Here is a 13,556-nt window from a genome sequence, read left to right as displayed (position 1 = left end):
ACCTGGCGTCGATTTGGGACACGGCTCGAAACGGCTACGGTGCAGAAAGTAGATCCGCTGACCCCGTCGGATCGTGACGCCTCTACATCGTTGGCGCTTCTTCTATGACTCCTTGCTTCCATGTTTGAGCGAAATCGCAGCAAGGCGGTCGAGTTGCTTGTCCGATTTAGAGATCATGCCACCGGCACGTTTTACAAAGGATCTCCTATGCTCACGATGGGCGGGTTGAGCGGCTACACCTTTTTGCCCCTCCACTTCACGCTACTTTAGCCCCAGCTGCCTCAAGGCTTGTCTGCCGATTTTTTGCTGCGAAAGTTGAGTTGTAAATTCTATAATGTAAAAAACCCCGCTACCTTAGACAGGCAGCGGGGGTTCAGACTCAGCCTTCACCGTTTTAAATTTGGTTTTTGTAAGTCAGCTTATGTCCATCCTCATACCCTTGCGCAAAACCGGCATTAAACCCTTCCTGATAAGCCCCGTTATATGCCTGTTCATAAGCGGCTGCTCCTTCCGGAGTCGTTATTGGAGGCGGCGCCGGCGCTGGTTCGGACGCCGGTTCGGGGGCCGGCTCCGGCGCGGGAGGAAGCGGCAGCGCGGCCACGCGCCGCCGGCGTCTCAGCCTTTTACGCCGAGGGCTCACTCTCCTGATCGTTTTTTTGCGGGCCCGTTTGCGGACGGCTCCCCGCCCCCGCTTTAACGTCAATTTACGCTTTTTTCTTAACCGGGCTTTTCTGAGCGCTGCGGATTTGACCCGGCGGCTGCGCCGGACTTTCGTTTTTGCCATCACTTCAATCCTCCTGTTCTCCTCGGGCGGCATCTTTTGCGGCAAAACATGAATCCGATATCCAGGGCAACGAAGGAGTTCCATAATAAACGCAATGGAAGGACAGCCCGCAGACGGTCCGGGCCATCGCTTCCTGATATTTCGTCAGCTTCTCGACGTTTTGAGCCAAATGCCTGGCGGTATCGCCGGACAATTCCGTCACATCGGCCAGGCTGCCAAGGATCCGGGCCATGGCCTGCTGGCTTTGGCTGATGGAATCGATAAGCCGAAGCTTGGCTTCCTCTCCGGCCTTTAGCGCGGATCTCATTTGTCGGAATCCTCCATATCAAAACCGCCGCCAAACAGGCCGCTGAACCCGCCGCCGCTCCCGGACAAGGAATCCTCCTCTTCTTCGGGCAATAAGCTCTTTAAATTGCTGCACAGCCCGTTTTGCAGCTTGGTTAAACCTTCGATCACTTCCACGAGCTGATCATGGACATCAAGCGGGTCGGACAACTGCTTCTCATGATCCTCAAAGCTGCTTTCCAGCACGTGGTTGAGTACCCAATTCCGGACCTTCTCCGCTTCAACCGCCTTGGCCTCCAAAATCATCGCGACATTCCACTGAATTTTGGCGGCCGCATCCAACATATTCAGATATGCCTGCTCCCTGCTCATGCCATCATTCCCCGCTCCCGCGCTTCTTCACTCTTCATCTTGGCTTTTCATTTCCTTAATCACAACACCCAAATTCTCAGCCATAGCCTCTTCCAAATCGGCGATGGCATTTAAATAAGAGATCACGCTTTTGTTGATCCGTCCCGCATTTTCAAGAATCCCGGACGTTCCCTCAAACGCGGGTTCGGCATCTGGAATGGCGTGCACGATCTGAGCCATCCGCACGGCAACCTGCCGTTCAGCGTCAATCACCCGCGCCATTTGCTGGTGGGAGTGGGACATATGGGCGATGATCTCCGTAATTTTCTGCTCCACCCTCATTCCTCCCTCATCAATGGGCTACCCGCATCCTCAACATAGCCGAGGATCTGCCCGCCTGTGCCCTGCATTAGCATATGCCGGTACGGATTTGCACGTTCCAAGCAGGATGAGTTTGCAAATCTTCATTACAAATCTTCGCTGATGATGCGGGGCGGGGGCGTAATGGGGAGGCCGGCCGGATATTGCTGCAGAATATGGGACGGAACCATTTCCGGAAAAAAGCGCAGATTCCATACACGGCAGGCGTATTCCGACATGATTTCCCGCCGCTGGCCGCGGTCGATCTGATATAAGCGTCCATCGGTGCTGCGGGCCACCGCCCCTTCAGGCAGGCCGGCGGTTTCTTCAGCCCGCGGTTCCGCCGGGGTTTGCGGCGCGCCAACCGGAATTTGCAGCAGATCGACAACCGACAGACGGACCGGGGGCGGGCCGCCCCCCGTCACTCCCGGCAGGGCTGCGGAAACCGGATGCCTTACCCCGTGCTCCAGCCAATACACCGTATCGGACCACCCTTTTACGTACGTATGCGTAGGATAAAAATCAACCGCCCTCTGCCCGTGCCCCGTCCGGGACTCGGGTTTGCGAAGGAGAAGTCCGTGCAGATCCCCCCACTTTTCGGCAAAATAGTCGTGATTACGGGCATTCACTTGCTCAAAGCCTTGCGCTCCAAGCGCTTTCATCGTGGAACTTCCGTAATGGTGAACAAACGTATCGCCGGCCATCACCATCCTTTTGCCCTGCAAAAGCAGTCTGGCCCCCCAATCGTCATCCTCATAATTGCCGATAACATATCCCTCATCAAAATAACCGGCTTGCTCCAGCGTACTGCGCGGAAACAGCAGGCAAAAGCCGACCAGGCGGTTTACCTCCCGCCATTTCCGGGGATCGGGGGCGTTATAGGCAGCGGCGAAAGCCGGCACTTCGGCGACGTCCTCATAGGGCACGTCGATCTGCTGGTCACCGCCGATGTAATTCGTAACCGGCCCGACGGCCGCCGCCCCGGTCAGCTTCAGACAGCCCAGCAGCTGATCCAGCCAGCGCTCAGTTACGAGCACATCGTTGTTGAGCAGCACGATCGTTTGTCCTTTGGCCATCATCAGCCCCGTATTCACCGCTCGCGCAAAACCGAGGTTTTGCGGATGAACGGCCAAACGGACCCGGTTTCGGCGCCGGCGCACTTCATCTACCGTGCCGTCGTCCGATCCGTTGTCCACGACGATCACTTCATAGGGCGGAGCGGTATGGGCCTCGATCCGGTCCAGGCATTCGGCCAGCAAGTCTTTGCGGTTGTAAGTCGGTATGATGATGCTCGTTCCTTCAAAGCCCGCGCCGAACGAACGTTTTCCTTCCACAATCCCGTGCGCGTAACCGGCGGCATACCCGTGTTCATAAGCGCGCCGGGAGTCTTCCTTGCGGTTAACATCGGGGCCGCTTAGCCCCTGGCATTTACCCGGTTTGCGGTTTCTTCCGAGCGCCAAGCGTCTACACCTCCTGAATCGGCGGCATAACCGCCTCTCCACTGATCAATTTGTTGGCCAGATGCCCAAGGTCAAGCGTCACCTTGCCGTGCTCTCTAGCGAGGCGTTCACAGAGAATGACGGCGGCGATTCCTGCGGCGGCGAGGGCAAGGTCAAACGGGATGCCGCGCGCAAGCTCCATTACCCGCGGCACGTCGCCCACCCCGTTGACCGGGGCGATGCTGCCGGCAATATCGGCTCCCCAAAGCCTCAAGACTCTCGCAAGGGCGAAAGCCTTATCGCCGATCAAAAGCACGCGGCGGCCTTTAAGCAGCCTGGCGAAATACCCCTCCTCGTTCAACTCGTAATTGATCGTAGAGGTGGTGAGCTGCAGCGTGCGGTAATCGATGCCGTAATGGCGAAACACCGGAAACAGCAAGCCCTGATAGGAGGGATGGCGAGATTGGGGGATACCGATGATGCCGGCGGCGCGGACGGCGGCGACAAGCGCCTCGCGCGCGGCCGGATCCGGCAGCTGTACGCCCGCATAGGGCAAAAAAGCGCCCCAGCGCATCGCCTCCTCCACCGGGAGGACGGTGTCATGGGCGAGCGTCAGCATTTCGCCGTCGCCAAGGCGCACGATGGACAGCGGCCGACCTTCGCTAAGGGCCCGCTCGGCGGCCGCAAACACGTCGGCAGCCCGCAGCAAAGGGGACAACGCCCCGGCGACGGCATGGAATCCGGCGGCGATGACATCGTCCACCGTCAGTTCGGGCAGCATCATATGGCGGGGAATAAGCCGCTCCAGCTTCGCCTCCCCGCCCGCGAACAGCCCCTCGCGGTACCCGGCGGCATAGGCCTCCTCGCGGGTTGCGAACTCCGCCGATCCGGGAGCGGGGGAAAGCTCGGCCGCCGATTCGGCGGCCGGGAAAGGCACGGCCGGGAAAGACGCCGCCGCTTTCGGCGAAGGCGAGGGCGGCGGGGGAGCCGTTGCCTTGGCTGGCTGCGGCGCGTAAGCACCCTGGCCCGCCGCCGTCCGCCGCGCCGCCGCGTTGCCCCGTCCGGCGGTACGGCGGCGCTTTCCGCTGGCGTACCGGCCGTAGCCGCCGCGCCTTCCGGCAGGGCGGGGGCGCTTCGCCCCCGCCGCTCTTCTCGCCGCTGTCCGCGTTTTGCGGGACAGGCCGGCTTTTTGAGCGCGATGTGCCATCCTCATAACGCCCCTTTCGCGTCCAATAACGGTCAGGGAAGGACGCCACGCATCCGGATGCTTGCCTCCTGCAGCGATTCCGGCGTTCCGGCGTCCCCCCACCACAGCTGAAGGACGTCGTATTCCAGCTTGCCCGCCTTGGCATAGCGGTTATTGACGTCCGTAATCTCAAGCTCGCCGCGGGCCGACCGGCCGATGCCGCGGATAATCCCGAAAACGGCATCATCATACATATAAATGCCGGTGACCGAAAAGTTCGATTTCGGCTTTTTCGGTTTTTCCTCGATGTAGGCGATCAAGCTCGGATCGGCCACGTCGAACACCGGAACGCCGTATCTGCGGGGATCGTCCACCGGCTTCAGCATCACCCGGGCGCTTCCCGGCGGTTGTTGCTTAAACTTTTCCACGTACGGGGTCAAATCGTCCAAAAACAAGTTATCGCCCAGCAGTACGACGAATTTGTCTCCGGGCGGAATAAATCCTTCGGCGAGTTCCAGCGCTTCGGCGATGCCTCCCGCCGACTCCTGTACGCGATACGTCAGGTTTACGCCAAAATTTTCGCCGCTGCCGAGATAATCCGCGTACAATCCGGCGGACTGCTTGCCGATGACTATGAGAATGTCGGTGATTCCGGCTTGACGCAGCCGTTCTATGCCGTAACAGACCATCGGATGATTCCCGACAGGAAGCAGATGCTTGTTGATTAACCGGGTCAGCGGGTATAGACGCGTTCCTGTGCCTCCCGCCAAAATCACACCTTTCATGAACTCTCCTCCCCAAAAAAAGTGATATAAGCTAGATAAACTGCCAGGGATCCACTCCCCATTTATCGATGAACTTTTTGCGGTTTTGCTCGATGATCCCGTTCCATCCTCCCGGATGACAGGCTCTGAAGCTTGCGCTGCCGGCATGGTAGACCAGCGTATCCCCGCAGATCAGCAGCCGGTAACCCTGCCGCCGCGCCCGGTAACAGTAGTCGTCGTCTTCATAATGGCCCGGCGAAAACCGCTCATCCAACAGCCCTACCCGGTCCAGCACTTCCCGCTTGAACAGCAGGCACATGCCCACCAGGCGCCGGACGTCCTGCCATTTGCCGGGATCGGACCGGTTGAACCGCTCGGCGGCCCGGAGGAAATCGTCCCGATCCTTCCAAGGGACGGCGACCTGCTGCCGGCCGCTGGCGTAATTCGTCACCGGGCCGACCAGGCCGACATCGTCCGCGCTGCCGAGGGCGGCCAGCATATTGGACAGCCATCCCGGGGCCACAATGACGTCGTTGTTCATTACGAGAAGCTGCTCGCCGGATGCGATCAATAGTCCCCGATTCACGGCAGCCGGAAAACCTTCGTTTCGCGGCAATGCCGCCAAAATAAGCTTTTCCCGTAGGCAGAATTGCGCGGTTTCGTCATCTGAACCGTTATCCACAACGATAATTTCATACGGTACCTCCGTATGCCTACGAATCGCTTCCACGCAGGGCCGAAGCAAATGCAGCCCGTTGTAGGTCGGTATGATAATGCTGGTTAATCCGCCTCCGCTCACAGCGCATTCCTCGCTTTCGCCAGCTCGTTCCTGGGCAGCGTAGTATGGCGCAGGCGTACGCCTTCCGTCTGCATCACCGCGCCCAGCGCTTCGATATGGTCGCCGATGATCATTTGGGCAACGTCGTTTCCGGCCCCGGTATTGCCCCTGCGAATCCGGTTTTTCCGCACGACGTCGACGGAATGCGGAGCGCCGACCGTGAGGCCGCGGGCGAGCGCCAGCGCCTGGGCCTTCGGAGGGACGATCAACGCCCCGGCTCCCACCGTCTGCAGCGTCCGGCGAGAAATCGCATGCGGTACCGCCGTTAGCGAGTTGGCTTGCAAATCGGGCCGCCCCAAGGCGTGGTTCAGGAACGTTTTGCAGCGCGTCACCTCATCCTGCTGCGGAAACGGAGGCAAATACGGCGACAGATTGTTCAGCGCGAGGTCCATTCCCTGGTCGACGGCGATCAGAAAAGCCGCCAAATCCTCCGCAGGCAAAACCATATCTCCGTCGGTAAACAGCAAAATAGGCTCCGAGGCTGCCGCAGCGCCTATCGCCCGTCCAATATCATGACCCAGCCGCTCCGGAAAATTCAGCTTCGTCACCCGGGGATCCCGTTCCACCGCGGCAAAGCTGCCATCGCTGCAGCCGTTAAGCACGACGATGATTTCCTTAAGCGGCAGCTTGCGCAGCTCCGCTAACACGGCGGGCAGCGTTCGTTCTTCGTTGCTTGCGGTGACGATCGCGGCTGCGCCCTCCTTTATCGGCAGTGGAATCCACGGGTCCGCGAGCCCGGATGCGTCTGCGTAACCCTTGCGGAAAGCGAGGGCGATCGGCAGTATTTCACGATAGGACAAACCTGCCGGGGCATGATCAAGATACCAGCTTTGAAAGCCCTGCTGCATCCGCTCCGGATTCGCGGGGCCCTGGGCCCCGTCCAATATGGCGGCACGGGTCCCCGCTTCCGCTGCCGCCAGCTCCAGCCGGTGGTTCTCGCCGGCCATAGGGGCCGCCCCGCCGGTTTGGGCGTGGCCTGGGCCGTCCCGCCGAACGCCAGGGCGGCGGCCAAAGCGATAGCCGCTTGAAGGCCGTCCGGCTGCGCGGCCCGGCTGCGCCTGCTTAGGGCGGCGTCTTTTGCGCGTCCGTCCCGGCAGGGGCCATGTGCGGCTGCGGCGGCGCTTTACCTGTTTTCTCGCATTCATTCCATCCACCTCACCCTGCCGCGCATACGGCCGAGATCGCCGTAACCGCCGCGCGGCCCTTTTTGGAGGGTCAGCCAATGCACGGCCGCCAAATGATCGCCGACAACCAGAGAGGTCAGCGGATCCTCACGTCTTCCTCCAGCTCGCCGCCGGGCCCTGACCGGATTTAATCTGCCCACGGGCACGGTGTGGACGGCCTGCACGTTTAAGCCGAGAAGCACCGCCTTGGCCTGGGCCAGCGGAGGGATCTCCAGCGTTTGAAGTCCAATGAGTTCCGCCCCCCGCCTGCTTAAAGCATGCGGAACGGCGGTTAATGATGCTCCTTTCAGATCGGTTCGCGACAGCATGCCGTTCAGTACATGCTTCGCCAGCACGACCGGGTGGGTCTTTTTGCTGGCAACCGGACCGGAATATCCGTTCAGCGCCACGTCCACCCCGGATAACACCGCCTCCGCAAAAGGGCGCAGCTCCTTTACCGGGATGACCATGTCGGCGTCGATGAACAGGAGCACCGACCCGCGGGCCGCCTCCGCACCGACGCGTCTGCCGACATCGTGCCCAAGCGGCTTTGCCGATCGGATCACGCGGGCTCCGCTTTTTTTGGCCAGCTCCGCCGTTCCGTCCGTCGAGCCGTTTGCGACGACGATCGTTTCGCTGCGGGGATGCAATCGTCCGGCTTCGCGCAGAACGTCCCGCAGCGTGGCTCTTTCGTTCATCGCCGGGATGATGATCGAAACAATCGGGTCCTGATGATTGACCAAACGCGGCATCGCCGGCTTGCTCTGAATCTTTTTACGGTTCAGGCGGCCTTGAATTTTGCGTTTATTGACCATGTCTCTTTCCTCCCAGATCGTGATATACCGGAGCATATACAACAGTGTATGTGATGCTGTCGGCGTTGTAACGGCAAACGTACAGCTGTCCTCCGGACCGAACTTGCCACTCCGCCCCTGCCGCTTCCGCCGCTATCACGGCTCTTCAGACAAGAAAAACCCCGGCCGGCGGCCGGGTCCTTATATGTTGCCCCTACGTTGATACAGAGATAGAACAGGTTAGGGAGCTATTTCAAAATACGGGTTTACGCACATTTGTACATTGCATTTCCGCTCAAAAGCAAAACGTACAACTAGATTACCGCGAACAAGCGCATCAGCACGTTTTATTGCATTTCCGGCAACTACTACCATACATTATTGCCGGACCCTGCGAACCGTGCTTGTTTAAATGCAGGATTTGCATTTAAACAAGCGCCCCGCTCCATTTGCGAACAATAGCTGTATCTTTTGCGATTATTCGGCGGTACGTACGCGATATCATAGAAAAAGCCTGGCCGGCGGCCAGGTCTTTTCTAGTTCACCTGCATCAAGCTTTTTCCCGCTAAGGCTGCTGTTTCCATTGCGGGGCGTTTGCCGGAATGACCCTGCCGGCGCAGATCATCTCGACCCACCGCTCGGCCGTATGCTGCCAGCGGAAGCGGCTGCGGGCAAGCTCGTATCCGGCCAGACCCATCGTTTTGCACAGCGCTTCATCCTGCAGCAGCCGGATGATCCGGTCCGCCAACTCGCCAACCCTCCCTGCCGCGGGCACCAGAAACCCGGAATAACCGTCCGCGACGATTTCGGGATTTCCGCCCGTACGGGCCGCTACGACCGGCACGGCCGAGGCCATCGCCTCGATGTTGACCAGGCCGAACGCTTCTTCTTCGCTAGGCGGAACGACCAGGCAATCGGCGGTATTGTACCAGTCGGCGATTTTGGGATAAGGCGTAAACGGCAAAAAAACAACCCGGTCCTTAAAGGGCTCCGCCATCGCTTGGAGCTTGCAGACATAGTCCGTTTCCCGGTTGGCGCCGTAACAACTGCCGCCCACGATGATCAGCATGGCTTCGGGCACCTGACGCAGCACGCCCGGAAACGCGGCCAGCAAATGGTGCGCGCCTTTGGCCGGAAGCAGACGGCCGACGAACAGGACCACCTTCCGGTTTTCCCACCCGCCTTCGGCCAGCCGCGCCCTGCGCAGCGCTTCTCCGTCCGGCGTCCAGCGCGGAACGAAATCCTCCGGGCTGACGCCCGGCGGATTGACCCAAATCGGCGTGAAAAGACCGGGGAAGCGGAATAGCAGCTCCTGCTTCAAATACTCGCTGCCCACGACAATCCCGTCTACGCTTTCGAGCATTTGCTGCATGCGGGGTTTGGGGTGGCAGGAAGGGGAAATAAACGCGGTGGAATGAAGGGTAAGCAGCACCCGGGCCAGCGGCAGGCGGCTTTTTAACTGAAAAGCAAACAGCGGCCGATTGTGAACGTCAACGGTTCCGGGCCGCCATTTTCGCAAATGGCGCAAAATCGACTCCAGATAGAGCCGCCCGCCGGGCAAACGGTAAATCGGAACGTTTCCGATCCAGCCCTGGGAAGGCAAATGTCCGTCCGCCATGCCAAAAATGCGGATTTTTACATGTTCCGCCGCGAGCGGGACCATTTTTTCAATCATCCGTTCCACCGAACTGCTTTTGCCTGAAGGCGCGGCGAACGATCCGGGCGTGATCACCGCTGTCTTTTCCCGTTCCATGAACGATCCCCTCCTTCCTTTCGCTACCCTAAATATACGATACCCGCCCGGTAAATGTGACTGCCGGCCAGAAAGCGGGGTTTCGGGAAGCCTGCCCGAAAACAGGCGGCTGACGCAGAACAGTCGTCCACTCTTTTTGAACGGGACAACATAGATTAGAGGAAGAAGCAAGGGAGGAGGAACTACCTTTGAAGCAGGACTATGTAGGAATACTGCTGAACTCCGGGATGTTCCGGGGAATTCCGCAGCGAAAAACCGGCCAGGAGTCGATCTCCAATTATGAAGAGGCGGCCCGGGAACACGGCCTGATTCCCTGCTTTCTCCGCTTGGGCGATATCGACCTGTTCCGGGGAACCTGCTCCGGCTACGTATCGAATGGCAAAGAATACGTGATCACCGACCTTCCCCTGCCGCCGGTCATTCATAACCGGGCCTTGTATCCCGAGCCTGCAGCGCACCAACAGATCCGCAACCTGATCTCCCGGGGCATCGCGATTTTCAACGTCAACAACCGTTATGGCAAAGATGTCATCCACCGGCTGCTGTGGAACGCTCCGCATCTGCGCGGCTATTTGCCCGAGGCCGCTCCGGCCAAGCCGGCCGCACTGCGCGCCATGATGTCCAGATATTCCGACCTGATGCTTAAGCCGATACGCGGTTCCGTCGGATACGGAATCATGCGGCTGCGCCGCAATGAGCAAAGCTGGGAACTGATCTATGCGTCCAAAGACAAAAAAAATGAATGGCGAACCGCCAAGCTTCCCCAAGGAGACTTGCCGCTCTGGACGCGGCGCTTGCTGCAGCAGACCCCTTACCTCGTTCAGGAGCGCATTCCGCTGGCGGAATACGACTCCCGTCCGATAGATTTGCGCGTTACCGTCCAACGCGGCGGGCTCGGCGAATGGGCCGTCACGGGGCTGTTCGCCAAGGTGGCCCGCAAAGGCAGTTTTCTGTGCAACATCGCCAAGGGAGGGGAAGTGATTCCGGCGGCAGAGCTGCTGGTCCATGTTTTGTCCCCGCATTCAGCCTCCGCGGCCCTCGCCCATGCAGAGGCGCTGGCGCTGGCGATCAGCCGTTATCTCGGCAAGCAGTTGCCCCTGCTTGCCGATCTGGGTCTCGACATCGGCCTCACCATGAGCGGGCGTCCCTACTTTATTGAATGCAACGGACGCGACCAACGTTACGGATTCCGCAAAGCCGGGTTGACCGAGATATGGAAAAACACGTACCGTCAGCCGATGTCTTACGCAAGATACCTGCTCGATCATCCGCAAGGGCGGCCGGCCGCGCCAAAGCTGCCGCAGGAAAAAGCCTTATGATCGTCCTTGCTCACCTGACATCGGCAATGCCGAACAGCGGATACGTCCGTGAAAGCGCGAAGGCGGCCGCCACGGCAGCGCCTATGACGAGCAGCGCCAGCAGGTCATACCGCGAATAAGCGAAGCGGTAATAATAAGTGCGCGGCCGGCTGCCGTCGAAATCTTTGGCCTCCATGGCCACGGCCACGCGGTGCGCCCGGCGGATGCTTTGCGAGAGCAGCGGCACCGCGTAAAGCCGGGCCAGCTTGGCCCAGCCCCGCGGTCCCCGCGGCGTGCGCACGCCGCGGATGCGCAGGGCGCTCCGGCGGATCTGCAGCTCCTCCCAGACCATCGGGAGCAGCCGCACGGAAGCCATAAAGCTGTAAGCATATTTGGGCGCAAGCTTAACCTGCTGCATCAGCGAGTAAAACAGGGCGACGGACGAGGTGGTCAGCACGAAAAGCAAGCCTTCCGCCGCAAAGGTTACCGACTTAAGCCCGATGTGAACGCCGCGGTAAAAACTCTCCTCCGAAATGCGAATGAGGCCCCAGGACCACCATTCGTGCTCGCCTTTGCCGAACAAAATCATCGTAGAGGAAGACGAAATGAAGATGAGCAGAAAGGGCAGGACAAGCAGCGCGATTTTCCACGGCTCGTATCCGCTCAGCAGAAACAGGAGCAGCGTAAACAATACGGCTTGATAAAACATGAAATCGGGACGGTGCGTAAACAAGGTCACCAGAAACAGCAAAACGAACAGCGCCAGCTTGCAGGCCGGGTTGGCCCGGTGCAGCCAGCCTTTCATTTTGGGGGCCAATAGCGGCTTCATCGCAGGGTCACCGCCTTTGGGGCAGAGCCGGAGGCTGCTCTGCCGGGGGCGGAAGAAGCGAAGGAGCCGGCCAATTCGGACAGGCCCGTTCCTCCCCGCTCCGCCGCAATCCCGGCCATTGCCGCCCCGCGTTCCGTGCAGAAGCGGGAGACCAGCCGCCCTTCCCGCACTTCCCAGCGCTGGGTCGCTGCCGTGGCGGCAATCCACTCCTCGTGCGTGACCATCACGATCGCCGTCCCGCGCCGCCGCAGCTCTTCGCATAACGAAAGGATCGCAAACGCGTTTGCCGCATCCTGGCCAAAGGTCGGTTCGTCGAGCAGCAGCAGCGGCTGCTCGCGCACGGCCGCGCTGGCGACGCTGAGCCGCCGTTTTTGCCCCAGCGACAACTGGTAGGGATGCCGCCCCTCGTACCCTTCCAGGCCGAATTGCCGCAAAATCCGCGCCGTACGCTCGTGAATCCCTTCTGCGGAAAGCCCATCTTCCCTGAGGGAAAAGGTCACTTCCTCGTCCACCCGGTCGGCGACAAATTGAAATTCCGGGTTTTGAAAAACAAAGCCGATTTCCTGCGCCGCCCGCTCCATCTGACGCCGGCGGACGCGGCGGCCGACCTTGCCCCCCTGCAGCGGGACGCCCCGCAGAAAGTATTCGCCCTCCGTTTTCAGAAGTCCCATCAGGCTGAGCAGCAGCGAGCTTTTTCCCGCGCCGTTCGGTCCTGTGACGGCGATAAAATCGCCGGGCATCACCGCGGCATGTTCGACTTCTATAACCGGCCTCCCCATCCTCAGCCCGCGAAATCCTTTAAGTTCGACAAGCGGCGCGGGGCCGGGGATTGGGCCGGAGCACGCAGCCGCCGAGAACGGAGCGCTCGAGGGAGCGCCCAAGGGAAAGCCCGGCGTCCCGGCGGAGGAACCGCCGCCATCCCCGCTCCGCGCCGGAGCCGGCACCGGCTCCAGCAGGCGCCGCCCCTCCGGCGCGGCCAGAAACTCCGTCCAAACTCCGGGATACCAGATGCCGAACTCCTTTAACTCCCGCCGGAACTCCGCAAAAATCGTCTCCGGCGATCCCTGGCCCAGCAGGCGGCCGTCCGGTCCGAACAACGCGACCCGGTCGACGAGTCCGAGCGCCAGAATTTCCTCGATCCGGTGTTCGACGATGATCAGCGTGCGGCCCTCGGCAATGCGGCTGACGGACTGCCAAATCTGCTCGCGCCCTTCGGGATCGAGCAGCGCGGAAGGCTCGTCGAGCAGCAAAACCTCCGGATCGCCGAGCAGCACCGAAGCCAAAGCGAGCCGCTGCTTCATCCCTTGCGACAGGGCCTGGATCGGCATGTGCAGCTCGGGCAAACGCAGCCCGACGTCCTCCAGCACCGCCTCCATCCGGGCGGTCATTTCCGGCTTGGGGACCCCCAGGTTTTCCAGCGTAAAAGCCAGCTCCTCATCCACGAAAGGCATGCAAAACTGGGTATCGGGATCCTGAAACACATAGCCCCAGGAGCGGGGCAAACGCTGCGACGCACAGCGCATCGGAACCTCTACAAGCCGCGGGATAATCCCCGACAGCACCTGGAGAAGCGTGGATTTCCCGCTCCCGCTGGGGCCGAGCAGGAGCACTTTTTCCCCGCGAAAAGCCCGAAAGCTCAAATCCTTAAACACAAACCGCGTCTCCCCCGGAAATTTCAGCCTAAGATCGCAAACTTCAACGGCCGTTTCCAT

General features: G+C 60.3%; 14 protein-coding genes and 1 pseudogene. 2 read left to right on the top strand and 13 right to left on the bottom strand.

Annotation, left to right across the window (positions count from 1 at the left end):
- Positions 1-3: 3 nt before the first annotated feature.
- A pseudogene (locus NYE74_RS33325) lies at positions 4-267 on the top strand (IS4 family transposase); the annotation flags it as partial.
- A 127-nt stretch (positions 268-394) separates the two neighbouring features.
- Here NYE74_RS33325 and NYE74_RS11195 read toward each other — a convergent pair.
- From NYE74_RS11195 to NYE74_RS11145, 11 genes are all read right to left on the bottom strand, one after another.
- A complete protein-coding gene (locus NYE74_RS11195) occupies positions 395-784 on the bottom strand; it encodes a hypothetical protein (protein WP_227872930.1) in 390 nt (129 codons plus the stop codon).
- 4 nt (positions 785-788) lie between these two features.
- The gene (locus NYE74_RS11190; protein ID WP_036620340.1) at positions 789-1,091 is read right to left on the bottom strand and encodes a hypothetical protein; all 303 of its coding nucleotides are present in this window, start codon (positions 1,089-1,091) and stop codon (positions 789-791) included.
- Positions 1,088-1,441 (bottom strand): hypothetical protein, encoded by a 354-nt coding sequence (locus tag NYE74_RS11185; RefSeq protein WP_036620330.1) that lies wholly within the window; start codon positions 1,439-1,441, stop codon positions 1,088-1,090. The genes NYE74_RS11190 and NYE74_RS11185 overlap by 4 nt, the downstream gene beginning before the upstream one ends.
- A gap of 27 nt (positions 1,442-1,468) precedes the next feature.
- Positions 1,469-1,756, bottom strand: coding sequence for a nucleoside-diphosphate sugar epimerase (locus NYE74_RS11180; RefSeq protein ID WP_082207696.1), 288 nt, complete (start codon positions 1,754-1,756; stop codon positions 1,469-1,471).
- Between the two features lie 131 nt (positions 1,757-1,887).
- Positions 1,888-3,240 (bottom strand): glycosyltransferase family 2 protein, encoded by a 1,353-nt coding sequence (locus NYE74_RS11175; RefSeq protein ID WP_082207695.1) that lies wholly within the window; start codon positions 3,238-3,240, stop codon positions 1,888-1,890.
- Positions 3,241-3,244: 4 nt separating this feature from the next.
- Positions 3,245-4,426, bottom strand: a complete 1,182-nt coding sequence (locus NYE74_RS11170; RefSeq protein WP_240534103.1) for a GT-D fold domain-containing protein — start codon at positions 4,424-4,426, stop codon at positions 3,245-3,247.
- Positions 4,427-4,458: 32 nt separating this feature from the next.
- Complete coding sequence (locus NYE74_RS11165) at positions 4,459-5,190, bottom strand: sugar phosphate nucleotidyltransferase (RefSeq protein WP_036620328.1); 732 nt, start codon at positions 5,188-5,190, stop codon at positions 4,459-4,461.
- A gap of 31 nt (positions 5,191-5,221) precedes the next feature.
- Positions 5,222-5,968, bottom strand: coding sequence for a glycosyltransferase family 2 protein (locus NYE74_RS11160; RefSeq protein ID WP_240752033.1), 747 nt, complete (start codon positions 5,966-5,968; stop codon positions 5,222-5,224).
- Positions 5,965-7,152, bottom strand: coding sequence for a glycosyltransferase (locus NYE74_RS11155; protein ID WP_082207694.1), 1,188 nt, complete (start codon positions 7,150-7,152; stop codon positions 5,965-5,967). Before NYE74_RS11155 ends, NYE74_RS11160 begins: the two co-directional genes overlap by 4 nt.
- Positions 7,149-7,985, bottom strand: coding sequence for a glycosyltransferase family 2 protein (locus NYE74_RS11150; RefSeq protein ID WP_115311356.1), 837 nt, complete (start codon positions 7,983-7,985; stop codon positions 7,149-7,151). The genes NYE74_RS11155 and NYE74_RS11150 overlap by 4 nt, the downstream gene beginning before the upstream one ends.
- Positions 7,986-8,529: 544 nt before the next feature.
- The gene (locus tag NYE74_RS11145) at positions 8,530-9,717 is read right to left on the bottom strand and encodes a glycosyltransferase family 4 protein (protein WP_124333096.1); all 1,188 of its coding nucleotides are present in this window, start codon (positions 9,715-9,717) and stop codon (positions 8,530-8,532) included.
- A gap of 188 nt (positions 9,718-9,905) precedes the next feature.
- Between NYE74_RS11145 and NYE74_RS11140 the strand changes: the two genes are divergently transcribed.
- Positions 9,906-11,036 (top strand): YheC/YheD family endospore coat-associated protein, encoded by a 1,131-nt coding sequence (locus tag NYE74_RS11140; RefSeq protein WP_051985305.1) that lies wholly within the window; start codon positions 9,906-9,908, stop codon positions 11,034-11,036.
- Positions 11,037-11,046: 10 nt separating this feature from the next.
- Here NYE74_RS11140 and NYE74_RS11135 read toward each other — a convergent pair whose 3' ends face one another.
- Together NYE74_RS11135 and NYE74_RS11130 are read right to left on the bottom strand one after the other, a co-directional pair.
- Positions 11,047-11,844 (bottom strand): energy-coupling factor transporter transmembrane component T family protein, encoded by a 798-nt coding sequence (locus tag NYE74_RS11135; protein WP_316561469.1) that lies wholly within the window; start codon positions 11,842-11,844, stop codon positions 11,047-11,049.
- Positions 11,841-13,556 (bottom strand): ABC transporter ATP-binding protein, encoded by a 1,716-nt coding sequence (locus NYE74_RS11130; protein WP_316561468.1) that lies wholly within the window; start codon positions 13,554-13,556, stop codon positions 11,841-11,843. Before NYE74_RS11130 ends, NYE74_RS11135 begins: the two co-directional genes overlap by 4 nt.

Origin of the sequence: Paenibacillus sp. FSL P4-0127 (assembly GCF_038007325.1) — a bacterium.
GTDB classification, from domain to species: domain Bacteria; phylum Bacillota; class Bacilli; order Paenibacillales; family Paenibacillaceae; genus Fontibacillus; species Fontibacillus macerans.
Note: the sequence above shows the minus strand (reverse complement) of the source record. Positions and strands in the feature narration are given on the sequence as shown.